At 43.8% G+C, this 23,507-nt stretch carries 24 protein-coding genes; 15 read left to right on the top strand and 9 right to left on the bottom strand.

The features are described from left to right. The first annotated feature begins 8 nt into the window (after positions 1-8). The 12 genes from J4864_RS11315 to J4864_RS11260 all read left to right on the top strand — a co-directional run bounded on the left by J4864_RS11315 (position 9) and on the right by J4864_RS11260 (position 11,916). Positions 9-1,547, top strand: coding sequence for a PD-(D/E)XK nuclease domain-containing ATP-binding protein (locus J4864_RS11315; protein ID WP_211814940.1), 1,539 nt, complete (start codon positions 9-11; stop codon positions 1,545-1,547). A gap of 102 nt (positions 1,548-1,649) precedes the next feature. Continuing rightward, a complete protein-coding gene (locus tag J4864_RS11310) occupies positions 1,650-1,859 on the top strand; it encodes a DUF3791 domain-containing protein (RefSeq protein WP_246479476.1) in 210 nt (69 codons plus the stop codon). Beyond that, positions 1,856-2,329 carry a DUF3990 domain-containing protein gene (locus J4864_RS11305; protein WP_211814939.1) on the top strand — a complete coding sequence of 158 codons (474 nt, stop codon included), beginning with the start codon at positions 1,856-1,858 and terminating at the stop codon, positions 2,327-2,329. Before J4864_RS11310 ends, J4864_RS11305 begins: the two co-directional genes overlap by 4 nt. Further along, a complete protein-coding gene (locus J4864_RS11300) occupies positions 2,326-2,562 on the top strand; it encodes a hypothetical protein (RefSeq protein ID WP_013670324.1) in 237 nt (78 codons plus the stop codon). Before J4864_RS11305 ends, J4864_RS11300 begins: the two co-directional genes overlap by 4 nt. 95 nt (positions 2,563-2,657) lie before the next feature. Then, positions 2,658-3,725: a Wzz/FepE/Etk N-terminal domain-containing protein gene (locus J4864_RS11295; protein ID WP_211814938.1), complete on the top strand. Its 1,068-nt coding sequence runs from the start codon at positions 2,658-2,660 to the stop codon at positions 3,723-3,725. A 14-nt stretch (positions 3,726-3,739) separates the two neighbouring features. Further along, positions 3,740-5,293: an MATE family efflux transporter gene (locus tag J4864_RS11290; protein ID WP_007366615.1), complete on the top strand. Its 1,554-nt coding sequence runs from the start codon at positions 3,740-3,742 to the stop codon at positions 5,291-5,293. Positions 5,294-5,363: 70 nt separating this feature from the next. Beyond that, a complete protein-coding gene (locus J4864_RS11285; protein WP_246479474.1) occupies positions 5,364-6,581 on the top strand; it encodes an O-antigen polymerase in 1,218 nt (405 codons plus the stop codon). Positions 6,582-6,583: 2 nt separating this feature from the next. After that, entirely contained in the window at positions 6,584-7,216 is a 633-nt protein-coding gene (locus tag J4864_RS11280; RefSeq protein ID WP_211814936.1) for an acyltransferase, read from the top strand. 29 nt (positions 7,217-7,245) lie between these two features. Further along, positions 7,246-8,391 carry a glycosyltransferase WbsX family protein gene (locus tag J4864_RS11275; RefSeq protein WP_211814935.1) on the top strand — a complete coding sequence of 382 codons (1,146 nt, stop codon included), beginning with the start codon at positions 7,246-7,248 and terminating at the stop codon, positions 8,389-8,391. A gap of 19 nt (positions 8,392-8,410) precedes the next feature. Continuing rightward, positions 8,411-9,337, top strand: coding sequence for a hemolysin hemolytic protein (locus J4864_RS11270; RefSeq protein WP_211814934.1), 927 nt, complete (start codon positions 8,411-8,413; stop codon positions 9,335-9,337). A 23-nt stretch (positions 9,338-9,360) separates the two neighbouring features. After that, the gene (locus tag J4864_RS11265; protein WP_211814933.1) at positions 9,361-10,062 is read left to right on the top strand and encodes a LicD family protein; all 702 of its coding nucleotides are present in this window, start codon (positions 9,361-9,363) and stop codon (positions 10,060-10,062) included. A gap of 12 nt (positions 10,063-10,074) precedes the next feature. Continuing rightward, positions 10,075-11,916 (top strand): aminotransferase class I/II-fold pyridoxal phosphate-dependent enzyme, encoded by a 1,842-nt coding sequence (locus J4864_RS11260; protein ID WP_211814932.1) that lies wholly within the window; start codon positions 10,075-10,077, stop codon positions 11,914-11,916. 820 nt (positions 11,917-12,736) lie between these two features. Here the strand turns inward: J4864_RS11260 and J4864_RS11255 are convergent. The 4 genes from J4864_RS11255 to J4864_RS11240 form a co-directional block, all read right to left on the bottom strand. Then, on the bottom strand, positions 12,737-13,165 hold the full coding sequence (locus tag J4864_RS11255) for a DUF4411 family protein (RefSeq protein ID WP_211814931.1): 429 nt from the start codon (positions 13,163-13,165) through the stop codon (positions 12,737-12,739). Positions 13,166-13,177: 12 nt separating this feature from the next. Next, entirely contained in the window at positions 13,178-14,308 is a 1,131-nt protein-coding gene (locus J4864_RS11250; protein WP_211814930.1) for an ImmA/IrrE family metallo-endopeptidase, read from the bottom strand. Positions 14,309-14,412: 104 nt separating this feature from the next. Next, a complete protein-coding gene (locus tag J4864_RS11245; RefSeq protein ID WP_211814929.1) occupies positions 14,413-15,171 on the bottom strand; it encodes a glycosyltransferase family 2 protein in 759 nt (252 codons plus the stop codon). 37 nt (positions 15,172-15,208) lie between these two features. Then, entirely contained in the window at positions 15,209-15,412 is a 204-nt protein-coding gene (locus J4864_RS11240; RefSeq protein WP_211814928.1) for a hypothetical protein, read from the bottom strand. A 175-nt stretch (positions 15,413-15,587) separates the two neighbouring features. On the opposite strand from J4864_RS11240, the gene J4864_RS11235 reads away from it, so the two are divergent. Beyond that, positions 15,588-16,727 (top strand): MraY family glycosyltransferase, encoded by a 1,140-nt coding sequence (locus J4864_RS11235; protein WP_211814927.1) that lies wholly within the window; start codon positions 15,588-15,590, stop codon positions 16,725-16,727. Positions 16,728-17,114: 387 nt separating this feature from the next. On the opposite strand, the gene J4864_RS11230 is transcribed toward J4864_RS11235, so the two are convergent. Beyond that, entirely contained in the window at positions 17,115-17,564 is a 450-nt protein-coding gene (locus J4864_RS11230; protein ID WP_211814926.1) for a lipocalin-like domain-containing protein, read from the bottom strand. 33 nt (positions 17,565-17,597) lie between these two features. Further along, positions 17,598-19,193: a capsule assembly Wzi family protein gene (locus J4864_RS11225; protein ID WP_211814925.1), complete on the bottom strand. Its 1,596-nt coding sequence runs from the start codon at positions 19,191-19,193 to the stop codon at positions 17,598-17,600. A gap of 205 nt (positions 19,194-19,398) precedes the next feature. Between J4864_RS11225 and porT the strand changes: the two genes are divergently transcribed. Next, positions 19,399-20,145: a type IX secretion/gliding motility protein PorT/SprT gene (gene porT, locus J4864_RS11220; protein ID WP_211814924.1), complete on the top strand. Its 747-nt coding sequence runs from the start codon at positions 19,399-19,401 to the stop codon at positions 20,143-20,145. 486 nt (positions 20,146-20,631) lie between these two features. On the opposite strand, the gene J4864_RS11215 is transcribed toward porT, so the two are convergent. Together J4864_RS11215 and J4864_RS11210 are read right to left on the bottom strand one after the other, a co-directional pair. After that, entirely contained in the window at positions 20,632-21,471 is an 840-nt protein-coding gene (locus J4864_RS11215) for a bifunctional metallophosphatase/5'-nucleotidase (protein WP_211814923.1), read from the bottom strand. A gap of 20 nt (positions 21,472-21,491) precedes the next feature. After that, complete coding sequence (locus J4864_RS11210) at positions 21,492-22,256, bottom strand: 5'-nucleotidase C-terminal domain-containing protein (RefSeq protein ID WP_211814922.1); 765 nt, start codon at positions 22,254-22,256, stop codon at positions 21,492-21,494. Between the two features lie 293 nt (positions 22,257-22,549). On the opposite strand from J4864_RS11210, the gene rplS reads away from it, so the two are divergent. Further along, on the top strand, positions 22,550-22,918 hold the full coding sequence (gene rplS, locus J4864_RS11205) for a 50S ribosomal protein L19 (protein ID WP_040554333.1): 369 nt from the start codon (positions 22,550-22,552) through the stop codon (positions 22,916-22,918). Between the two features lie 99 nt (positions 22,919-23,017). Here the strand turns inward: rplS and J4864_RS11200 are convergent, their stop codons facing one another. Then, positions 23,018-23,302 carry a hypothetical protein gene (locus J4864_RS11200; protein WP_007366634.1) on the bottom strand — a complete coding sequence of 95 codons (285 nt, stop codon included), beginning with the start codon at positions 23,300-23,302 and terminating at the stop codon, positions 23,018-23,020. Positions 23,303-23,507 lie beyond the last annotated feature (205 nt).

Below are 23,507 nucleotides of genomic sequence, written 5' to 3'. Positions count from 1 at the left end.
AGCAGGAAATGAAATACCCGATAGGAATACAGTCGTTTGAAAGAATACGACAGGATGGATATGCCTATGTTGACAAGACACGGGAGATATACCGGCTGACCAGCAAAGGGAAGTATTACTTTCTCGGCCGTCCCCGCCAGTTCGGCAAGAGTCTGCTCCTCTCTACCCTCGAAGCCTACTACTCGGGGCGCAGGGACCTGTTCAGAGGACTGTATATAGACACAGTGGAGAAGGAATGGGAGGTGCATCCCATCCTCCACCTTGACCTGAACACCGCCAACTATAAAGAACCGGACAGCCTTGACGCCGTATTGCACAATTCGCTTACAGAGTGGGAGAAGCTCTACGGGGCTGAACCTTCCGAGACGACAGCTCCTCTCCGCTTCAAGGGCATAGTAGAGAGAGCTGCAAAACTGACAGGGCAGAAAACGGTCATCCTCATTGATGAATACGACAAGCCCTTGCTGCAGAACATGACGAATGCCGTGCGGCAGGAGCATTTCCGCAACAGTCTGAAGGCTTTTTACTCCGTTCTGAAAACACAGGACAGATACATTGAATTTACCCTGCTGACAGGGGTGACGAAATTCAGCAAAGTGAGTGTATTCAGCGACCTGAACAACCTCAACGACATCTCAATGGACCGTGCCTATGCCACGATCTGCGGTATCACGGAGGAAGAGATAGACACCTGCTTCAAGGATTCCGTGGAAGAACTTGCCAGGACAAACGGCCTTACCATTGAGGAGACGAGAGCCAGACTGAAAGAACTATACGACGGCTATCACTTCACGCCCACCTCGGCTGGCATCTACAATCCGTTCAGTGTGCTTTGCACGTTCAGCAAACAGGAGTTCAACAACTACTGGTTTGAGACGGGCACACCGACTTTCCTCGCAGAGATGCTGAAGAACTTCAAATACCGGCTGCCCGACCTCACGAAGGAACAGGTCACGGCAGACGTACTGAACAGCATCGATTCCACTTCGCTGAATCCTGTCCCCATCATCTATCAAAGCGGCTATCTGACCATCACCGGCTACAATGAACGGTTCAAACGCTACCGGCTGGGATTTCCCAACAAAGAGGTTGAGGAGGGATTACTCAACTTCCTGTTACCGAGCTATACACCTGTCGAAGCCAAGAGCGAATTCGACATCATCGAGTTCGTCAACGATGTCGAGACAGGCAACCCGCAGCAGTTCATGGAACGGCTACGTACACTCTTTGCCGATACCTACTACAAAATTGTCGGCAACGCAGAGCTGTATTTCCAGAACGTCCTCTATCTCATCTTCAAGATCATGGGTTTCTACATCCAGGTGGAACGCCCGACTGCCAACGGGCGTATGGATGCCATTATCCAGACCGCCGACTATGTCTACATCATCGAATGCAAACTGGACAAGACTGCCGACGAAGCCCTCCGGCAGATAGAGGACAATGCCTATGCCCGGCCTTTCGCCATGGACAGGAGGAAGCTCTTCAAGATAGGTGTCAACTTCTCCACGAAGACAAGAGGAATTGAAAGCTACAAGATTCAGTAGACGCATGAAAGTATCTCCGGCGCACTTGGAAGACAGGCATCCTCTATCAAGGAGGATCATTGCCAATTCTTACGCCACAATACAATAGAGGAGGAAAAAATGATGAATAAAATTAGATATATCAATATGTGCATTACCGAATTTGGGAAGAAGTTCGGTATGGAACCGCACATTGCATTCAATTATCTAAAAGAATACAAAGGAATTGATTTCCTGAACAGATACTATGAGGCCGAACATCAACTTTCCCTGAACGATGCCATCAATGACCTCATAAGTATCTGCAAAAAAAACGGAGGTACTGTCGAATGAAACTCTATCATGGGACAAATATTGACTTTACAGATATTAATCTATCTGTCTGCAGGCCCAACAAGGACTTTGGGAAAGGATTTTTTTTGACAGAGATAAAACGACAAGCACTGTTGATGGCAATCCGCAGATGTGCCTTCACCCAAAAAGGGACACCGATTGTCCAAACGTATGATTTCAATGAAGCATTTTTGTCTTCCCAGTCATTAAACGTGAAGATCTTTGATGGCGTAAGTAAAGAATGGGCACAGTTTATATATGACAACAGGCTGGGTAAAAAGAGAAAAGAAAAGGAATATGACATCGTTGTCGGACCTGTCGCTGACGACGGCGTTGTGTATCAGCTCAACTTATTCCGCCAACAGCTAATCACGATAGAGCAATTGGTACGGGAACTGACTTATAAGAAATTAAACAATCAATACTGTTTCTTGACAGGAGAAGCAATAGCTACACTTCAAAGAGTATGAAGATAACCAAAAGACAACTTGATTTCATTATCAACAGCGATGTGGAGGAACTCGTCTCCATGCTACAGAAGAAATGTCAGATGCCTTTGACAGCAGCATTCGATCATGTCTATAATTCAAAAACTTACCAGAGTCTCCTAAATGTAAGAACAGGATTATTCCTTCAAAGTCCTGAATATATTTATCCCTATTTGAAAGAAGAGTTGAAACAGTTAGATGCTATCGGGCTATAAAATAAAAAGTGAATAATTTGCTACAGAATGAAAAGAATTAAATAAAAAATCTCAAGCCAATAAATAGAAAGATATTTTTTAAACAGAAACATTCTATGGACAATCAAGATGAATATAAAGGTATAGACTACACCGCTGTCTTCCATGCAATATGGAAGAAAAAAATGGTGTATCTCACCGTTTTATCCTTTACTATTTTATTTGCCAGCCTATATATTTTCAGCTTACCAAGGACATATTCCTCAAGCACGGAAATTGCCCCTGAGGTGGACAGCAAGACTCCAGGTGGAGGGACATTAGGATCGCTTGCTTCTACATTCGGCATAGATATGTCCACGCTGGAATCCTCAGATGCTATCACCCCAATGCTTTATCCAGATCTTATAGATGACAATGGATTTATATCCATGCTGCTTCCCATACACGTGCAGACCGGTGACAGTACTTTTAAGGGAACTTATTATGACTATAAACGCACGGCAACAAAGGTGCCATGGTGGAACAAACTGGCAAATGGCCTGCTTACGAAAATATCAAGTAAAAAACCTGAAGAGGGGAAATATGAAGTGGGAACTCCTTTCAATGCCTACCATTTGACGAAACTGGACAATAGCATCATCGAAAGTATAAGGAAACAGATCGCCATCAAGGTTGACAAGAAGACTGGTGCCATAACTATCAATACGGAAGATCAGGATCCTCTTATTGCAAAGACAATTGCTGATTCAACGAGAGAACTATTGAAAGATTTTATTACCAAATACCGTACTGATAAGGCACGGCGCGACGTTGAGTATTACAAAAAGTTGACGGATGAAGCAAAGTCGTCCTATGAGCATCAAAGACTGAAATACGGCGAGTTCTCCGACTCTAATACAGATGTTTCTTTACCTAGTGTCCAGTCGAAAGGTGAAGACATGGAAAATGAAATGCAGCTGAGGTATAACAATTACAGTCAGCTGAAAGGTCAATTACAACTATCCCTTGCCAAGCTACGTGAACGTACACCCGTATTTACTCAGATTAAAGGGGCGGCCGTCCCTATAAAGCCAACAGGTCCTAAAAGAATGTTATTCTTACTGGGTACAGTCTTGTTCTCCTTCATTTTGACAACAATTTATGTGCTCCGTACCATTACACATACACAGAACAGGAAACAATAAACCTCTGACAATCTATGGCCATTATTGATAGGAAAAGTAACAATGAAAAAAGGAATAAAAGGATAGCCAAAAATACTACCCTTATGTTTCTACGTATGCTGTTACTTACCATCATAAATCTGTATACCGTTAGATTTGTTCTAAAAGGGTTAGGAGTCATCGACTATGGAATATTCAACGCTGTTGCAGGCGTTGTTACCTCCGCAAGTTTCATCAGTGCCGTCCTTGCTTTATCCATTCAGCGTTTCTTTTCTATTGCATTAGGACAAGAAGACGAAGAACGATTAAAGACTATTTTCTCTGCCAGTTTGAACATAATAATTATCCTAAGCATAACAATAATCATTCTGTTTGAAACCGTTGGACTTTGGTTTGTCAGCACACAGATGACCATACCCGCAGAGAGGATGACTACCGCCATCAGCTTATATCAATGTTCCATCTTCGTTTTTTTCTTTTCCTTATTACAGATACCTTTCACAGCCATTATCTTTTCTCATGAGGATATGGGGGTGTACGCTATCATATCGACGGTTGACAGCTTATTGCGTTTAGCACTGGCTGTTATTATAACAAAAATATCTATTGACCATCTTGTATTTTACAGTATTGGCCTGCTTGTAGAATCAGGTGTTGTTTCACTTCTCTATATATGGAAAGGAGGGAAATACGAAGAGTGTCATTATACGAAGACAAAAGATAAAATTCTTTACCAGCATCTCCTTCAGTTTTCAGGATGGACTATGTTTGGCTCATTAGCCAATATGGGAATGAACCAAGGAAACACAATTCTTATAAACCTCTTCTTTGGTCCTGTCTCTAACATGGCATTTGCAATTGCGATGCAAATAAGCAATGCCTTTAATGCCCTAAGCAACAGCATGGTTCTATCTTTCCGACCGGCTATGATACGTTCTTATGCAGAAAGCAAGCATTATTATGTTAATGAACTATTTTATATAAGCAATAAGTTTATATTTTACTTGCTTATCTGCATTGCAATACCCATCATTGCCGAAATGGATTGCATTCTGAAAATATGGTTGGGCACAGCTAATGAGGAGACCATTTTGTTTTCCAGGTTGATTATTATATATATTGTAATTTCTGCCATTAGTAACCCTATAACCATAATAATGCAGGCTTCAGGACATGTCAAGGAATATCATTTTCCCGTAGAAAGCATTACATTATGTACTCTACCACTCACTTGGATTCTATTTAAACTCCATTTCCCAAGTTATACTGTATTCATCGCTATGGTATCAACTTGCGTTATCGCCCACATTGTTCGGCTCATTTGTTTGAGACATTACTATCTGCCTTTCGATTATATTTACTATATCAGAGACTTTCTCTTGCCAGCAATAGGAATCACAACCCTTGCAATTGGATGCACTTTCTTTTTAAAAAAGAATATCATAAATTTAAGCATATGCTTTATACTCATTTTCTTAATTATACCATCCCTCATTCTTCTGACGGCATATAACATTGGGATAAGCAAAAATGAAAAGATTTTATTAAAAAGATTTATAACTTCGTTCCTCTCTAAAAAACATGTCTGAAATTGTTCTGAATAATATTCTCTCATTGGGGTTCCTGTTTTTGTGGATCATAACACTTATCGGATACCAAATGATTAAAAACCGATGGGATGGAGGAAGTCTTGTCATTGTATTATACATCATTTATGCCGTTTTTGCAATAATGACGCTCAATGACCCGCTCTTCTCTATTGCTTTCAATCAATTAAAGCTGTTTCCATACATTTATCTTTATTCTATGATGATAATTGCATTATCACCCATCATAGTACATCATTGCTCTGATACTTCAGAAATAGAAAATCCCCATACAAAAATCCTATACATTCTGACTTTCATCATCATTATCAGCTCTATTATGCTCATTCCCGGCCTAATCTCAGGTACAGGTAGCGGTTTAATCAGTATTTTTACAGACTCATCCGCAGGAAAAGAGGCCTACTTAGAACAGGTAGAGGGAGTAGAAGATTCTGGAAGTACCATCAGGAACCTACCAGCAATTATCTTTAATTCACTCACAGACGTCACCGTGTTTTTATTCTTTTACTTTCTTACTTTAGAGAAAAAAAACATATGGATTTTATCAGGACTGATCTTCTCTTTCATCATAAACTTCCTTATATGTATTTCACAGGGGCAGAGAGGAGGGTTAGTGACAAGTTTGCTTACACTTGCTGGAGGATATATGCTTTTCAAACAATACATGTCAAAAAGAATCAAGAAGATATCAAGACATATTGGATTGTTCTTGTCTTTATTAATATCCTTTCCTATAATTGTCATTACAGTCAGTAGATTTGATGGTGAAACTGGTGGCATAGGTGGATTTGTCAATTGGTATATCGGCCAAGGAAGTCTCTATTTTAACAATTATGGACTTACCCCAGGTGGCTGTAGGAATGGTGACAGGACAATAAACCTCTTTAAACGAGTTATAGATCCAAGCACATCCCAAAACTTCATGGAGCGAAGAGACAAATATCACAACATGGAAATAAATGATAATCTATTTTCCACCTTTGTAGGTGACTTTACTTTAGACTTCGGACCAGCTGGCGCATTCTTCATCTTTGTTATATTCTATTCATCTCTCATAAGACTGACAAGAGAAAGAAAACAGCAGATAAAACTTTATAAGTTATTACTGCTTTACTTTGCGTTATGCGTAAGCTTGCAAGGGGGAATGACCTTGTTCTCTTACTCAGATGTCAGTGGCAATCTTCGTATGCTCAACTGCCTGCTATTGTATGCTTACCTTAGGTATCACGAGCAATTCTCACGTGCTTTCCCCTCACAGAAAAACAACTAAAGATGAAAATAGTACTTACTTACATTCTCCATTGTTTAGGAAATTTTCTTAGCCTAATAAGAGCCGAACAACTTGCACGTATATGTTCTTTTTTTAGAAATCATATCTATACAGGGCTGCTGCATGGAAAGTTCAGAGAAATAGGTCCTAACAGTATTTTCCTTTGGAGAGCTTACCACCTGCATGGATTAGAAAATATTTCTATTGGGGAAAATTGTACATTTGAAACAGGGCTACAACTAACAACATGGGCAGATGTTTCTGACGATCCTATTATCACAATTGGTAACAACTGTCTTTTCCGTAGGGATGCACACATCACGGCCGTTCATAAAATTACTATTGGAAACAATCTCCTCACTGGAACAAATGTTTTTATTACAGATAACTCACATGGCTTCACTGATAAAAGCTCATTAGAAGAAGCACCATTAAAACGTCCAATTATCTCAAAAGGAGATGTAAAGATTGGTGATAATGTATGGATTGGCAACAATGTATGTATCCTTCCGGGAATAACTATCGGAAACGGTTGTGTCATTGGTGCCAATAGTGTTGTTACACACAGCCTTCCACCATATTCTGTGGCGGGAGGTGCTCCTGCGAAAATTATCAAACAAAACAACATATTATAATACCTATTACGTTACGGTAAATAGAAAAAATGAAAGCAAGAGTTATAGCATATTATTTACCACAATTCCATCCTATTCCTGAGAATGATGAGGCATGGGGGAAGGGTTTTACCGAATGGACGAATGTCGCAAGTGCTAAACCTCAGTTCAAGGGGCATTACCAACCAAGAATACCTGCTGATTTGGGATTTTACGATTTGCGCCTCTCTGAAGTAAGAGAACAGCAGGCACGAATGGCGAAAGAAGCTGGGATAGAGGGATTTTGCTATTGGCATTACTGGTTTGGAAATAACAAGAGACTATTGGAGCGACCTTTCCAGGAAGTTTTAAACTCTGGCAAACCAGACTTTCCTTTCTGCTTAGCATGGGCAAACCATGACTGGACCACAAAGACATGGAAAAATAATGGTAAACCTGCAATGATAGCAAAACAACTATATCCAGGTGAAGAAGATTATAGACAACACTTCCACACTGTATTGCCTGCTTTTAAAGACCATCGATACATCACAGTTGATGGAAAACCTTTATTCGCAATATTCGACCCTTATTCATTTAAAGATATAAGAAACTTTATTGAAGTGTGGAGAAACTTAGCAAAAGAAAATGGGTTAAAAGGAATTCATTTTATAGCTATATGCAACAACACCTCAACAATGAAAAGGCTTGCAGATGGAAGTATAAAAAGGGTTCTGCCAAATACCAATAGCAGTGCCGAAGTGTATAAAGAAATGCTTTCATTAGGTTTTGATGGATTAAATTCTTTTGGGAAATCACGAGGTGAGATGCTTGCCTTAGGTAGAATTAGACGAACAGTACGATTCCTTTTACAAAAAAATATATCTTGGTTTCCCCCACTTAAGTATGATTATGCAAAAGTAACAAAACATTTCTTCTCTCCCGAAGACAGATGGGATAACGTATACCCCACTATTATGCCACAATGGGACAGAACTCCGAGGGCAGGAAAGCATGAAGGAATCTACATCAATTCAACCCCTGAAAACTTTAAGAAGCATATAGAAGAGGCATTAGAAGTAATAAATGACAAACCAAATGAACATAAGATACTATTTCTCCGTTCATGGAACGAATGGGGAGAAGGCAATTATGTGGAGCCTGATCTAAAATATGGTCACAAGTTCCTCGAAGCAATCAAGACATCTGTATTTTAATCAATAATAGAAACAACACATGTATAACATTCCTATTCTATTTATAATATTTCGACGCAAAGACATTGCATTACAAAGTTTTGAGCGTATTAAACAAGTAAAGCCAAGCAAGCTATACATTGCTTGTGATGGCGCACGTGAAAATGTTAAAGGAGAAGCCGAATTAGTGAAAGCAACTCAAGATTCTATCCTCCAACAAATAGATTGGGAATGTAATGTTAGAACATTATTCCAAAAAGAGAATTTAGGTTGCGGTAAAGGAGTTTACACTGCTATAAATTGGTTTTTTGAAAATGAAGAAGAAGGAATTATTATAGAAGATGATTGTGTTTTACAATCTTCATTTTTCCCATTTGCAGAGGAACTGCTAAATAAATATAGAAATGACGAACGGATAGGCATGATAGGAGCTCCCAATTATATTTCTGGAGTTAATATCCCGGATTCTTATGGCTTTAGCAGGTATAAAGCAACATGGGGATGGGCAACATGGAGGCGTGTCTGGAAAAATATGGATTTAAATATGGATTGGAAAAACACTCCATATTATGAATCTATCATAAATAATAATGGCTACAATGGTAAAGATAAAAACTATTGGCGATACCGCATAAAGGCAATTGAGAATAATTATGTCAGTGCCTGGGACTGGCAATGGTTCTTTACTTTATCGGCTTATAATCAATTAAGTATCTATCCACGCATAGGTCTCATAAGCAACATAGGATTCGGTAAAGATGCTACACATACTACCGCGGGAGCAAAACAGCTACAATCCAAAGCCGAAGGACAATTAGTATTTCCCCTACGACACCCTAAATATGTTGTACCTTACGAAGACTTTGAACAAGGCTTTTACAAGAGCAACAATACGTTTAGGAACACTATTCTACAACTCATTCCATTCAGTCTAAAAACAATATTAAAGAAATGGATCAGAGGATAAAATACTAATAATAGAAAATAAATATGAAATTAAATATTCCAACATCAAAAGGTAATTATTCTTATCGCTTTGTGCCCATCTATCCAGGCATAAAGCCTATTAACAAAGAAAGGGCGAAAGAAAATCTTTCTTTGTTAAAACGCATATGCAATACGCACAACTTAGAATTTATTCTTTTCTTTGGTACACTCTTAGGAGCAGTGAGAGAACATGATTTTATTTCTCATGATGAAGATATTGATATCGTACTTCCAATTACAGACTTAGAACGTTTTAAAGACATACTTTTCATATTGAGAGAAAATGGTTTTGAAGTCGTGCGTTTTGAGAGAAGAGGATTTATGTCAATAATGCGTAAAGGAGAATATATTGATATCTATTTTTTTACGCCCTATGCAAAAGACAGAAGATTAGCTACTTGTATATGTGAACTTTGCGAAGTAAAATATATAAACAATACGACTCAAATAGAATTCCAAGGAGAATCTTATACTGTACCGAAAGAAAGTGAGGCTTTATTAAACTTCCTTTATGGAAAGGATTGGCGCACCCCTATCCCCATGTTTAATTTTAAAATGAGCAAGACAGAAAGAACAAAAGCCTTTCTTATACAATATATCAAGGCATTACTGCCACATACGATGGCAGAATTCATTCAAGACATTAAAAGTAGAAAAAGAATAAATTTCTTTAAACAAAAAGCATACACTATACTAAACAAATAATAATATTGAAATATGCAAGCAATCATATTAGCTGCTGGAATGGGTAGGCGACTTGGAGAATACACAAAGGACAATACGAAATGTATGCTGTCCGTCAATGGTGTCAAACTGATTGACAGAACTTTAACAATGCTTTCCCATCTGAAGATTAAACGTGTTATCATTGTAGTCGGCTACCAAGGGCAGAATCTTATTACCCACATAGGACAGCGCTATAATGACAAATTAAAAATAGAATTCATCGACAATCCAGTCTACGAAAAGACGAACAATATTTATTCTCTTGCACTTACTCAAGACAGAATATCTGAAGATGATACGATTCTATTGGAATCAGATCTCATCTACGAGGAAAGTTTATTGCAAATGATCATAGATAATCCTTTCCCTAATCTTGCCCTTGTCGCAAAATGGGAATCTTGGATGGATGGAACTGTCGTCCGCATAGATGACGAAAACAATATCATAAACTTTATTCCGAAAAAAGCCTTCAACTACAAGGAGTCAGACCAGTATTACAAAACTGTAAACATTTATAAGTTCAGCAAAGATTTTTCCAAACATAGGTTTCTTCCTTTCCTCAAAGCCTACTGCGAAGCTATAGGAAACAACGAATACTATGAACAAGTACTACGTATCATCACTTTCCTTGACGGTTCAGACTTCAAGGCATTACCAATCGGAGACAGAAAGTGGTATGAAATTGATGACATACAGGATCTTGATATTGCAGAAACAATCTTTGCCCCAAAAGAAAAAAGCCTATCCCGATATGAGATGCGTTACGGAGGTTATTGGAGATTTCCTAAATTATTAGATTTCTGCTATTTAGTTAATCCTTTCTTCCCTCCACAACGAATGAAGGACGAGTTACGTGCCAATTTTGACACTCTACTGACAGAGTATCCATCGGGAATGTATGTTAACTCTCTGTTGGCAGGTAAGTATTTGGGAATTCGTCAGAGTTATATAGTTGTAGGGAATGGTGCAGCAGAATTAATCAAAAGTTTGATGGGGATGATAAATGGGAAAATTGGAGTTGTCTACCCGACTTTCATGGAATACCCTAATAGAAAAAACAAAGATGATATAATTGCATATCTTCCTCAGAACATGGACATGTCATACAATATAAATGACTTGATGGCTTTCTTTGCCCATAAGGAAATAAGCAGTCTGCTTATAATCAACCCAGATAATCCTTCTGGCAACTTTATACCAATCAGCGATATAATCAATCTTATTCAATGGGGAAAAGAAAAAGGCATACGGATTATAATAGATGAATCTTTCGTAGATTTTACTGATGATTATTCTCAAAACAGCCTTTGCCATGATGATATATTAAAATCTAACCCTAACCTTATAGTCATAAAGAGCATTTCAAAGAGTTATGGCGTACCTGGACTACGTCTTGGAATCATGGCCTCTTCAGATTCCGACCTAATAGATGCTGTCAAAAAAGATGTGGCAATATGGAATATTAATTCTTTTGCAGAATTTTACATGCAAATCTTTGGTAAATATACCAAAGATTACCAACATGCTTGTGAGAAGTTCATCATAGAGCGTCGACGTTTTAAAAGATTATTGGATCAGATACCTTTCATACATGTTATTCCATCACAGGCCAATTATTTCTTAACTGAAATTACAAGTCGGTTCACATCAAAGCAGCTAACCCAGAAACTACTTAATGAGTATAATATTCTCATTAAAGACTGTGACAACAAAGATGGATTAAAAGGGAAGAACTATATACGCATTGCCATCCGAACCAAAGAGGATAACAACAGGTTAGTTGCCGCACTCAAAAGTATTCAGGCATTCTATTCGACCTACAAAATACAATAACATACTAAGGTTTCCTAATAAAAAACCTTTATCAGAGAGCATTCAAGTTGCTGTCACTTTTAACATTTTACATAATATCCTTATTATAAGAAGTTTACAAAGTATATTTATGTGACAGGAGTGACAGCAACTTTGAAAACTGAAGTGAATTAATCACGCATACAGAAAAACGTATAGATGGAGGGTGACTTCATCTTCATCCCTCCCCTGTCAACTCCACTAAAGATACAGTCTGCACACAAAGAGCAATTGTCAAGGACTGGAGACGGAAGTTTCCCACCTGCTACCGCAAACAGGGGCGAGACTCCACTCCAAACCGTACACCCAATTCATCGAATACTTTAAGCTTTATGACCAGCTATTAAAATAGCCGATTTCTTTCGCCTATCCTTAAAAATCTGGTTCTTCCGAAATGTGGAGTGATAAAGTAATCCTACTACATAATAAGGCACACGGAGAAGTGGAGAACACAGAGGGAAAAACTATCACGGAGGTGCCGACGGCACAAAAGGGTGACAGAGAGGTAACGTACGGACTTCTTTTATTTTGGGGGATAAACACTATTCGTAATTCTCACAGATAAATGCCCTGATAAAACTCTCAGATAACCTCCGTTGCTCCACGCACCGGCGGTGCCTCCGACATATGGTTTTTACCTCCGTTCACTCCCTGCCTCTGTGTGATATTTCATCAAAGTTATAAACTCACGAGACAAACCTCATCACTCCCAATTCCTGAAGACCCAAAAGTCTATCTCCAGAGAGACTTATATGGTTACTCCCAACTCTCTCAAAGCTGCATTCAAATCACAATATCTTACTCATAGTGCCCTGCAGGCATCAGGTATCATAACTCGCTTTCTGCAAGTTGGATCCGACTTTTCATAGGTTACCAGTACCATATTCTGGGCTGATGCGGTAGCAACGAGATAGGCATCTGCCACATCAGCATAAGTATGGAGAGCCTCGGGCTTAAAGTTCTTACAGCGGTTTGCCCAATTCTGTGTTGCTGCATAATGCTTCATAATGTCTCCATCCAGCGGAATATAGAAGCCTTCCACTGAATGCTCCTTCATCCATGCTGTCAGCTCGTCTTCCCCACGTTCAATCTCTTCCTTCACTTTTATGCTGGAATATATTCTGCCGTCGCGGATAAGTTCAGCCATACGCTCCCAGAAAGTAGGCCATATATCTGCCGGCAACTGATTCTTGGACGTTATAAAGATATTGGTATCAAACAGATATTTCATGTTTTTCATCCTTTAGAAATTGTTCATGAACTTCTCGTAGGTCCTACCATAGAGGCCTGTCAGGCGGTAGGCCTCTGTATAAGAAAGTTGTCTGTTGCCGACAGCATTCCTGACATGGATAGCAAAAAGTCGACCTACTTTTTTCATACTTGTTCTGTAGTAATTTCCTCCTCCGGCCCCTGTTTTCTTTTGACGGAACGGCCGATGAGGATAAGACAGCCAGAAATTATGATATGCCTCATCCGATAACAGGCCAATATCGTGCGCTCTGCGTGCCACGACCAGTTCGCTTACCCGAAATCGTTTTGCTGTCTGCCGAATGTCTCCGTTCCACTCACACCTCAACTCCTGCATGGGCACAAGGAACTCGGCAGCGACCTTATCGCAGAAACGTTCATGCTGGTCGGTGATCAAGGTATCATCCGCCAAAGCATGCCCAGCGCTGACACCTAACATCAAATGAGCAGTTTCATGTATCAAAGTAAACAGCTGTGCAGTAGAGGCATCCTTGCTGTTGACAAAGATATAAGGTGCAACAGGATTGACAAGCGCAAAGCCCCTGCATTCACTTACTTCCAATGGTCGGCGTGTATTGTTTCCTACAACTCCATTGAAAGCTACAAACACACCGTTGTCCTCAAGTCTTTCGGTCAGATATTTTACAGCAGCTGTCGGTGTAGGGAAAGAGAGCGACCAGTTCGGTTCTAATTGCAGAAATCTCCGCAATCTGGCTACGACATCGTTTATTGGGGTGTGCAATGCTACAGAATCCACGAACGCACATGTATCAATCTCATTGTCTATGAGATAATCTTCAAGCCAGTCCTGCCTTTGCTGTACTGCACAGACAGTGTCATACACGTTCAGATCGAACTGCACGTGTTGTCCGGCTTTCCCACGGAACACAGGGAAAGGGATTCTCTCTACAGGAACACTATCCAGAAAAAGGAAGCCGAATGGGACATGTACGCTTTTAGCAAAGTCTTCAAGCTGCTTAATGGTAGGTGCTTTCGTGCCATCCATCCAGCATGCCAAAGTAACTTTAGGATGACTATCCATATAGCCATCTACCGTAAGACCCGCACGTTGAATAGCCCAAACATAACGGTCCGGAGACAGATTGATTCTGTTAGCAGTTGCCATTTCCTAGGTATATATCACTGCAAATATACAATATTTTCCGAATGATCCCAAATTTCACAAGAACTTATCTAAAAAGACAAAAAGAAGAAATACCCATCTAAAAATCAGAATCGGAACTCGAAAACCTTATATAGATACTTCAGGGCTATTAGGAACTGATTGCTGTAGATGCCGTTTTCCCGGCACGCCCGGGTGTCTTCCTGCAAAAGGAGGCGGTGGCTACGGACACCGTTCGTACTTGCTCCGCCGTTGCGCATAGTGACAAAGTCCATCTTGAGATACTGTGCCTTTATCTTATGCACACAGAACATCCGGACGATCATCTCGAAGTCGGCGCCGATCTTGTAATCAAGTTTATAGGGGCCTACCCTGTCATAGACTCCCCGGCGTACATACAGAGACGGATGGGCCGGCATAAAGCCGAAACGGACCCAGAAAGGAGAAAATATCCTGGAAGAGTAATAGCGAGTAATCTTATCGGGTTCGCCGTCATGAATGAAATGAATATCGCCATACACCGCATCAAGAGCTGTATCGGAAAAAGGTTCTGCCAGCTTCGACACGACATCACCGGCGGTGAAATAGTCATCGGAATTGAGGATGCCGACAACATCGCCTGTCGCCATCGCAATGCCTTTGTTCATGGCATCATAGATGCCACGGTCTTTCTCCGTGACCCATCTCACGGTATGCCGGGTTGTTGCAGCGGCATATTCACGGATCATCCCGACCGTTGAATCCGTCGACCCACCATCGACTATAATATGCTCTATGTCGCAATAATCCTGCCGCAAGACGGAATTCAAAGTGTCCTGCAGTGTTTTCGCACTGTTATAGGTCGCCGTTATAATTGATATCTTCATTGAAAATGTATCAGACTTCTGCACCGTTGAATTGATCCTAATTGAAACTCCCGGCATAATAGCTGCGGGCAATGAAAGGGGACGGTTCGTAATAAGCACTGCAATTGTAATCGTCGATGATTTCGCAGATGGGATGGTTGTATACACGGAGGATTGCATGGGCATAATCTTCCCCGCTTCCTGTAATCTGTATCTTCGGCCGTTCCACCTTCACATTGCAGCCATGATAAATCTCTGCCATATCCATGTTCTTTAGCCACAAATTTACAAAAAGAAAACGAGATTCTAACCATGATGGGTAAGAAGATTTCACAAAGCAGGTGCTTCAGAAAGTACAGCCGCACTTTTCCGACATCCAAATACAATATTATTACAAAAATTGAGTTTTGTTAAAGAAAAGAATTGATTACCGATATATGTTGACATACATTCTGATCAGCCTGTTCGCCTTCTTGATGAGTGCTGCCTGCGGATTCATCATGATTCCACAGATACTTTCGTTCTGCAGGAAGCGGGAACTTTATGACACTCCGAACGCCCGGAAAGTACACAAGGATGCCGTCCCGCGGCTGGGAGGCGTATCGTTCCTGCCCAGCATGCTTATAGCCACCATCGTGGCACTGCTGGTCTGGTCGTACACCAGCAAGGGCAGCAAGATCGCAGTCAGCCCCTGGAGCATTTTCTTCGGTGTGGGCATCACGGTCATCTACGTGACGGGGCTTGCCGACGATGTCTTCGGCCTGCGGGCAAGAGTGAAACTCCTCATGCAGATTGTCGTTGCCGGCCTCCTCCCCCTGTCCTATCTCTATGTCAACAACCTCTACGGCTTTCTGGGCATCCATGAGATTCCGGTGTCTGTGGGGATGGTGCTGACGGTCGGCATCCTGGTCTTCACGATGAATGCCATCAATCTGATTGACGGTATCGACGGTCTGTCCACCAGCCTGGTGCTCATCGCCTTGTCCGGTCTTTACTACATCTTCCTCCGTGAGCAGATAGGGGTCTACTGCATTCTCATCGCCGGACTGATGGGGGTACTGGTTCCGTTCCTCTATCACAACATCTGGGGCAAGGCGGAGAATAACCGCAAGATTTTCATGGGCGACTCGGGCAGCCTGACCCTCGGCTATATTCTCGGTGTCCTGCTTGTCAAATTCTGCATGTACAATCCGCACGTCATGGCTTATCAGAAAGATTCTATCCTGCTCTCCGCGACCCTGCTCATGGTCCCCACCTTCGATGTCTTCCGGGTCATCATCGTCCGGCTGCTGCACCACCGTCCGGTCTTTGGCGCGGACAAGAACCATATTCACCATAAGCTGATGCGGGCAGGACTGACACAGCATCAGGCACTGCTCTGCATCATCCTGCTGTCGTTCTGCTTCATCCTCCTCAATGTCTCGCTGTTCAACCATCTGTCTGTCACATGGATCATCTCGACAGACATCCTCTTATATGCCATTTTCCATTATGCAATCGATTTCCATATCAGAAAAAACGGCTTGCTTCCCTTTGCAGAGCAATATAAAAGTAAAAAAGTAAAAGGGGAAAAGTAAGGGTAAAAAACAAAAAGGTAAACATTATTCTATCATTTCTCCATCCTGCCCTATTGTTACTCCTGCTCTTCTGTTTTTATCGGGATCCTCGGACACCGGTAAACTTTCCGGCTCATCTTTCTCCTGACCCTCAGGTCTCTCTGTGTGCTTTGATTCCCATTAAAGGCTCTGTGAGTTCCGTGACTCCGTGAGAGGACACATACCGAAAGATGACGCTTCCGTAAGGATTTATTCTCACACAGAGAACACAGAGTTTGTAGGAAAAGTAAAAAGGTAAAACATTATTCTATCTGCCAGCCGAAAGGACAAAAAGAAAACATCAAAGAGAATCTTCAGAACCCGTCTGCAATCAACTTACGTGAGGAGATACTTCCGGGCAGCATCAGCTTAGAACTTGTCAAAACAGAGTCTTACACTGCCGTCATTCAACACCATTTCTCCTTTCCGGACCCGTTCTATCCTGAACGCAGGGACAAGTGTCCTGATGCCAAAGAATGCCAATGCAGGTTCATAGACCGAAAGCGGACGGTCGCCGTTCTCACGGTCGTACAGATAAGGGGAAGACAGGGTAAGACGGTCGCCGTCAATACTGAAGCGATAAAGATAACTGCTGTGTGTACCTTTCTTTTCCTCCAGTTCCAGGAGTCTTGCCTGGAAAGACCAGAAGACTGTCTTACTGCTCATGTCTTCTGTCGTTCCGGCTGTCAGATCGTCAATACGCACAAGATGCCACATTCCTTCCAGTCTGCCGGCATCGTTATCCGTCTCCAACGAACATGAGGAGAAGAGAAGGGCCAGCAGCGGAAAGACGAAAGACAACACCTTTGTTCTGTTCATTTTCTGATTCATATCCTATAATAATATAGTAGGCTAAAGCTTTTCCAGCAAGCCCCGTTTACAGACGGTCAGCTGCATGCCATAATTGTTTCCGCGGAGGATGGCACCGAAGTCGGCGCCGACTCCCATCCGGACATCAACACCTTTCAACCACTCCGGCAACCTCCCTCCATGAAACGTATAGGTGGCTTCGCCCATCAGACTGACGTTATGATGCTTCTTCGTGTAAGGTTTTTCGTATGTTCCCAGTCCCTCCTGCCACGTACCGAGGAAACGCCATTTCACATAGTCGGAGGGATGACCGCCCAGTCCTATATGGAAGGCAGCGAAACGGTTGTCCTGAAATTCAACCGTGCCGTCTTCATTGTACAGCGGCGACCGGTAGAGCGGATTGCCCATCGCCTGTCCCCAGTGCTGGTAGCCGGGAAAGATGTAATGGTTGTAAAAGTCGTCCCTTCCGCCGATATGGTCAGGAACGGTAAGGGTATGGTCGTGGTAGATCGGACCGCTCTGGTATTTCGTGTAAAGATATTCAAAGACAATACTGTTCAGCCAGTTATCGGGTTTGAAACGATACTCCAAACCCAGCATCCAGTCCTTGAAGTCATAGAGCAGATAGCGGTGCCGCTTCTTCACCTGCCACTCGTCGCCCTCCCCGTAACCGTCATAATCAAGCTGGAACATTGACGAATGATCCTCGAAGAACTTGTCGGCATAGAGAGAAAAACCATGCCAGTCGCCGTCGTAGTTCAGCCGCATCAACCAGCTGCCCAGCTGGTCGCCCTCTACATTCTGGTAAGTCGTCTCGCCGTTATCAGCACCGCCGGGAAGAAATGCATTCCAGAAATCGCGGACACCTTTTCCGCTCTTCAACTGTTCCATGCCTCCGGCACCGTCCGGACGATAGGCCGTACCGCCGAAGAGAGAGACCATCTCCAGTCCCATCTCCAAAGACCAAGGGCAGAACACCTCGTCATTTCCGATTTTCAGATAACCGGCCTTGGAATGATAGAGCACCCGGTCGGCATACTTTGACTGACGCCGGGTGAAGCCGTGCTGCCAGTTCTGGTCGGTCATCATGCCGTACGCAATGTGACCCTTCAGATGCAGCCATCCGTTGGCAAAGGGCAAGGTCCAGTAATCGGGCAATGCCAGGCGTACCTGAGGGACCGGCCGTGCGTTGATGCCGAGTGTCTGCGCACCGGAGCTCAGACGGTTGTCTTTCAGTTCCATCGGCTCTTCCTTGGCACCGACGGTCAGCGTTCCATGCCACCACCGCCCTTCGACATACGCCTGCTGGACAATCGCCTTGCTGGTATAGTGGACCGGCAGGACGACATCCAGTCCGTAGCCCAGCCCGAACTTGCGTCCGTCGTCGGTGCTCAACGGGCGCACTACTCCGCCTCGCACATAGCCGTTCGCCGTTTCCAACGAGCTTAGTCCGTACCTGTCGGCATTCAGCCAAAGGGGCGTCCGCCCCTTCGAGAGACTGCCCTGCATCTCCACCCTGTACTCCAGACCTTTCATCGGGTGCCATCCCGACGTGTCTCGCCGCAAAGGTTCCTGATACTGGGCATGCACTGCCGCAGCCATGCACCAGGCAGCCAGAACTGAAACAAACTTTCTCATATCATCGCGTAAATATCAGGCGCAAAGTTAGTAAAAAAAGTGCTTCTATGCAAACGAACAGCCAGGCAACGGCCCGCCCGGGCCGTCTTCCGCTTCCGGACAGAGAGGAAGAAGAAGGTACAGAGGCGTTTGATTTCGGACTCGTGCCGGTAAAAGGGAAAACCGGCAGACAATAAAACAGGACAGAATGCGTTTGAAAGATGTTATGAACAGAATATTCGTCACCTTAACCCTGCTGGCAGCCGCACTCGTATGCCCGGCACAGGAGCGAAGAGTGCAGAACCGTCCCTATACGGATCTGCGTGAGTTCCATTTCGGAGTGCTCGTCGGGACACATCTGCAGGACCTTGAACTCAACAACGTAGGACCACAGATGATTGACCTTGACGACGGCAACGGACCTGTCGAGAAGACCGTCTCAGCCGATCAGGACCGGTGGGATGCCGGCTTCACGGTGGGTGTCCTGGGCGAGCTGCGCCTCAACTCGACGCTCCAGCTGCGGATGGCGCCGGCCATGTATTTCGGCACACGCCACATTACTTTCCGCAATCTCACAGACCGCACAATACAGGGGGAGCCTACCGAACAGGTGCAGGAACTGAAGACCGCCTACGTCTCCTGCGCCTTCGACCTCATTGCCGCTGCTCCCCGCTTCAACAACCATCGCCCATACGTGATGCTGGGCATCAATCCGATGCTGAATCTTTCGGGCAAGGACAATGATTACATCAAGCTGAAGCGGAGTGATGTCTTTTTGGAAATCGGTCTGGGCTGCGACTTCTATCTCCCTTACTTCAAGCTGCGTCCGGAACTGAAGTTCATGTACAGCCTTACGAACAGCCTCGACAAGAACCACGCCAAGGACCTGCAAGACAAACACATGCTGATGTACACCAATGCGGTCGATGAAACCCGGGCAAAGATGATTGCACTGACCTTCTACTTTGAATAAACCTCCCCGACAACAACTACTGTCTGATGACAGACCGAGAGAGGTCTTTACAGAGACAACGTGAAATCCATGTGACCTTGGAGTTCAATCCCAAGGTCACATGGATTTTTTGTCTAAAAACATTGTTCTACGCCCCCTGACTGCAAGTTCACCATTCATCATCGCACGGGGGTTCTCGCATTCATCAGACCCGTCGGCACTACATGAAGGGCAGACCTATCATCAATGAAAATACCGGAAAAAACATTCTGAGATAATCAGATAGTTACAAAAAAAAATCAGCGTAATGTATCATTTATTAAACACATTCTCGCATTCATGCAAGGTAAAAGATACATTATGACACATTAGACTGCATCCACCCAATCGAACTGGACACAAAGGAACACACTTCCCGACCGCTCGGGAATCCCCTTCCCAAGCACCGGGAACAGGATTCCCAAACGGTCGGGAACACTGTTCCCAGGCGTTGGGAACAAGTATGCTTTACTTTTTCTTCTTCAGGTCAAGCACCAGTTTCCCCACAAAGATGGCATGCTTGCCGTTCTGGTCGTCGCCGACCCATTTGCCGTCAAGGTCCTTCACATATTCCAGCTTCGTGAGATAGGTATGAGAGTGCCCGCCAAGGACGAGATCCAGACCGCGGGTGCCGGCGATGACCTCCTCGTCGCTGACCCCTTCGATGTTCCAGCCGAGGTGGGAAATACAGATGATCAGGTCGCACTTCTTCGCTTTCAGCTCGTCGATAACCTTCTGGGCACACGATACAGGATCGTTGTAGACGATTTTCCCATAGTTCGCCTTGACGACCAGACCGTCCAGCTGAGGGGCCAGTCCGAAGACACCTATTCTCAATCCGTTGCGTTTCAGGATGATGTAAGGCTTCACCAGGCCTTCCAGTGCAGTTCCCCTGAAGTCGTAGTTGGCACAGACAATCGGGAAGTTGGCCATCCGAAAGAGACGTACCATATTGTCGAGGCCGAAGTCGAACTCATGATTGCCGATCGTAGCGGCATCATAATGCATCCGGTTCATCAGCCCCACTTCGACATCCCCTTTGAACATTGTATAATAAGGTGATCCTTGCGAGAAGTCGCCGCTGTCGAAGAGCAGCAGGTCAGGATGTTTCCGGCGTTCCTCCTTCAGCATGGCAATACGGCGGAGGAAGCCGGCACGTCCGGCCTTCATCGTATCGGCGAGGTTCGTATTGAGCGGGTAAATCTGACTGTGCGCATCATTGGTATGCAAAATGACCAGCTGCTTGTCCTGTCCGAAAGCGACAACAGCCAGAAGGCAGAACACTGCCAGTAATATCTTTCTTTTCATATTCCTTTTTCGTTAACGGGTTACTCCACACGGATGCGACCCTCGGTATGTGCATTGACAACCCTGCCCTGTGCGGTCTGTTCCTTGAAGTAATTCATGATGATGAAACGTGTGTTGTTGCTGATCTCCTGCGGTGATACGACATCCGTGGCCGACTTGAAAGCCTCCATCTTGTCATTGCCCTGTGCCAGATAGTCGAGCGTAGCGATGCGGTAAGAGGCCTTGGGGTCTATCTCCTTTCCGTTCAGCCGTGCCGACTTGAGCCTGTGGTCGTGCGTGAAGACGAGCTGAACGCCATGGCTGACAGCTTCGCCACCGGTATGGGCCATCTGCGAGAACAGTTCGAGCACCTTCCCGCCTGTCAGCGTAACGAAACAGATTTTGTTCTCGAAAGGAGCAATGTCAAGCACGTCTCCATAGGTAACCTTCCCCTTCGAGAGCGCCGCACGGATACCGCCCATATTATACACCCCGAAGTCTACCTTCTCATTATAGTCCCGGGCAGCCCACACCATGATGTCTGCCAGCAGGTTGGAGAGATCGCTCTCAGGACGGTGTGCCACCATGTCGTGGTCGACTTCGCCCACAACGGGTCCCATCACCGAGTCTACCTTGTGCCTGAAAGGTTCCATGAACTTTGCCGCCTCAGCATCAGGGGCAGCGTCATACCGGCTGTCAACCAGTACACGTGTGCGCTGTATGCCTGCCAGCTCGTAATGAGAAGCGCAGCCGCCCGCCGTGAGCAACACCGACAATCCCGCCAGATAGAATGTTTTTCTATACATATTTATATTATGACTTTTGATTGTTGCAAAAGTAAGAAAAAAAAATGATTGGACACCTGTCTGCTGCATGAAATTATCCACAGAGGGCGGTTTGCCGCTTACCTAAACAGGAAAAAGGAGAAATGACGCACAGGCTGCTGCCCAAGCAGGTTGTAAAGATAATCTGCGGAAAGCTTTGCCGGTTCGGAAAAAAGCCGTAACTTTGCAGCCGCTTTCCGGTGTAACCGCTGATCGTGGAAGAGTCATGGATTATGTTGCATGGGAACGACAAACAATATTTAATTAACAAGAAAATGGATTTAATTAAAGTTGCTGAGGAAGCATTTGCAACCGGCAATCAGTTTCCAGAGTTCAAAGCTGGAGACACCATCACTGTCGCTTACAAAATCGTCGAGGGTAACAAACAGCGTATTCAGCTCTACCGTGGCGTAGTCATCAAGATTTCAGGGCATGGCGAGAAGAAGCGCTTTACAGTTCGCAAGATGTCCGGTACCGTCGGTGTCGAGCGTATCTTCCCGCTGGAGTCACCGAACATCGATTCTATCGAGGTGAACAAACGCGGTAAGGTTCGTCGTGCCAAGCTTTACTACCTGCGCAAGCTCACGGGTAAGGCTGCACGCATCAAGGAAAAGAGAACCGTTGCTGCTGTTGCAGAGAAGTAAACCCTTGGAAATCCAGGAAAATAAAAGTCCGAGACCCTTGACGGTCCCGGACTTTTTCTTTTACCTACGTGCTGAATCCTTGCTGAAAAGGCAGAGACTTCAATCCTCATAATTCAGCCTGGCGTCACTGTTTCCATGCAAGGCGGCACTCAGGTCTTTCCAGTTCTGAAAGCCGGCAAAAAGTGCCAGTCGGTCCAGCGTCTTTTTAGACGGTCTCTCCTTTCCCCTGAAATAACCTGTCAGTCTCTTCAGTGATGAAGTTTCCAGATGAATGTGGTGGACAGCCAACTTACCTGACAACTTCTCCAAGTCGGAAGCCAGATCTTTCCGCACCTGCGTTTTACGACCCAGCTCCTCAATAATGCTTTTAAAGCTCTTTTTCATCTCTCATCTACGACAAATACTAATGTGATGCAAAAGTAATAAAAGATCGCGTAACCACATAAGGTTCAACTGGTTTTCTTCGTTAAGATTATAGAAAATCTTACCTTGCCCTAAATGATGAAAAGGGGAAAAACACATACGAAACACCCAAAATGTCATTCACAGAACGACTTGTAGAAAACGTAAATAAATCAAAAGAACACAA

The organism is Prevotella multiformis (assembly GCF_018127985.1).
Taxonomy (GTDB): domain Bacteria; phylum Bacteroidota; class Bacteroidia; order Bacteroidales; family Bacteroidaceae; genus Prevotella; species Prevotella multiformis.
The sequence above is the reverse complement of the archived record's forward strand: the minus strand, read 5'-3'. Positions and strand labels throughout refer to the sequence as shown.

Coding starts and splice junctions, on each gene's coding strand:
- J4864_RS11315 (WP_211814940.1), top strand. CDS start 9: ATGAAATACCCGATAGGAATACAGTCGTTTGAAAGAATACGACAGGAT.
- J4864_RS11310 (WP_246479476.1), top strand. CDS start 1,650: ATGAATAAAATTAGATATATCAATATGTGCATTACCGAATTTGGGAAG.
- J4864_RS11305 (WP_211814939.1), top strand. CDS start 1,856: ATGAAACTCTATCATGGGACAAATATTGACTTTACAGATATTAATCTA.
- J4864_RS11300 (WP_013670324.1), top strand. CDS start 2,326: ATGAAGATAACCAAAAGACAACTTGATTTCATTATCAACAGCGATGTG.
- J4864_RS11295 (WP_211814938.1), top strand. CDS start 2,658: ATGGACAATCAAGATGAATATAAAGGTATAGACTACACCGCTGTCTTC.
- J4864_RS11290 (WP_007366615.1), top strand. CDS start 3,740: ATGGCCATTATTGATAGGAAAAGTAACAATGAAAAAAGGAATAAAAGG.
- J4864_RS11285 (WP_246479474.1), top strand. CDS start 5,364: ATGATTAAAAACCGATGGGATGGAGGAAGTCTTGTCATTGTATTATAC.
- J4864_RS11280 (WP_211814936.1), top strand. CDS start 6,584: ATGAAAATAGTACTTACTTACATTCTCCATTGTTTAGGAAATTTTCTT.
- J4864_RS11275 (WP_211814935.1), top strand. CDS start 7,246: ATGAAAGCAAGAGTTATAGCATATTATTTACCACAATTCCATCCTATT.
- J4864_RS11270 (WP_211814934.1), top strand. CDS start 8,411: ATGTATAACATTCCTATTCTATTTATAATATTTCGACGCAAAGACATT.
- J4864_RS11265 (WP_211814933.1), top strand. CDS start 9,361: ATGAAATTAAATATTCCAACATCAAAAGGTAATTATTCTTATCGCTTT.
- J4864_RS11260 (WP_211814932.1), top strand. CDS start 10,075: ATGCAAGCAATCATATTAGCTGCTGGAATGGGTAGGCGACTTGGAGAA.
- J4864_RS11255 (WP_211814931.1), bottom strand. CDS start 13,165: ATGAAATATCTGTTTGATACCAATATCTTTATAACGTCCAAGAATCAG.
- J4864_RS11250 (WP_211814930.1), bottom strand. CDS start 14,308: ATGGCAACTGCTAACAGAATCAATCTGTCTCCGGACCGTTATGTTTGG.
- J4864_RS11245 (WP_211814929.1), bottom strand. CDS start 15,171: ATGAAGATATCAATTATAACGGCGACCTATAACAGTGCGAAAACACTG.
- J4864_RS11240 (WP_211814928.1), bottom strand. CDS start 15,412: ATGGCAGAGATTTATCATGGCTGCAATGTGAAGGTGGAACGGCCGAAG.
- J4864_RS11235 (WP_211814927.1), top strand. CDS start 15,588: ATGTTGACATACATTCTGATCAGCCTGTTCGCCTTCTTGATGAGTGCT.
- J4864_RS11230 (WP_211814926.1), bottom strand. CDS start 17,564: ATGAACAGAACAAAGGTGTTGTCTTTCGTCTTTCCGCTGCTGGCCCTT.
- J4864_RS11225 (WP_211814925.1), bottom strand. CDS start 19,193: ATGAGAAAGTTTGTTTCAGTTCTGGCTGCCTGGTGCATGGCTGCGGCA.
- porT (WP_211814924.1), top strand. CDS start 19,399: ATGAACAGAATATTCGTCACCTTAACCCTGCTGGCAGCCGCACTCGTA.
- J4864_RS11215 (WP_211814923.1), bottom strand. CDS start 21,471: ATGAAAAGAAAGATATTACTGGCAGTGTTCTGCCTTCTGGCTGTTGTC.
- J4864_RS11210 (WP_211814922.1), bottom strand. CDS start 22,256: ATGTATAGAAAAACATTCTATCTGGCGGGATTGTCGGTGTTGCTCACG.
- rplS (WP_040554333.1), top strand. CDS start 22,550: ATGGATTTAATTAAAGTTGCTGAGGAAGCATTTGCAACCGGCAATCAG.
- J4864_RS11200 (WP_007366634.1), bottom strand. CDS start 23,302: ATGAAAAAGAGCTTTAAAAGCATTATTGAGGAGCTGGGTCGTAAAACG.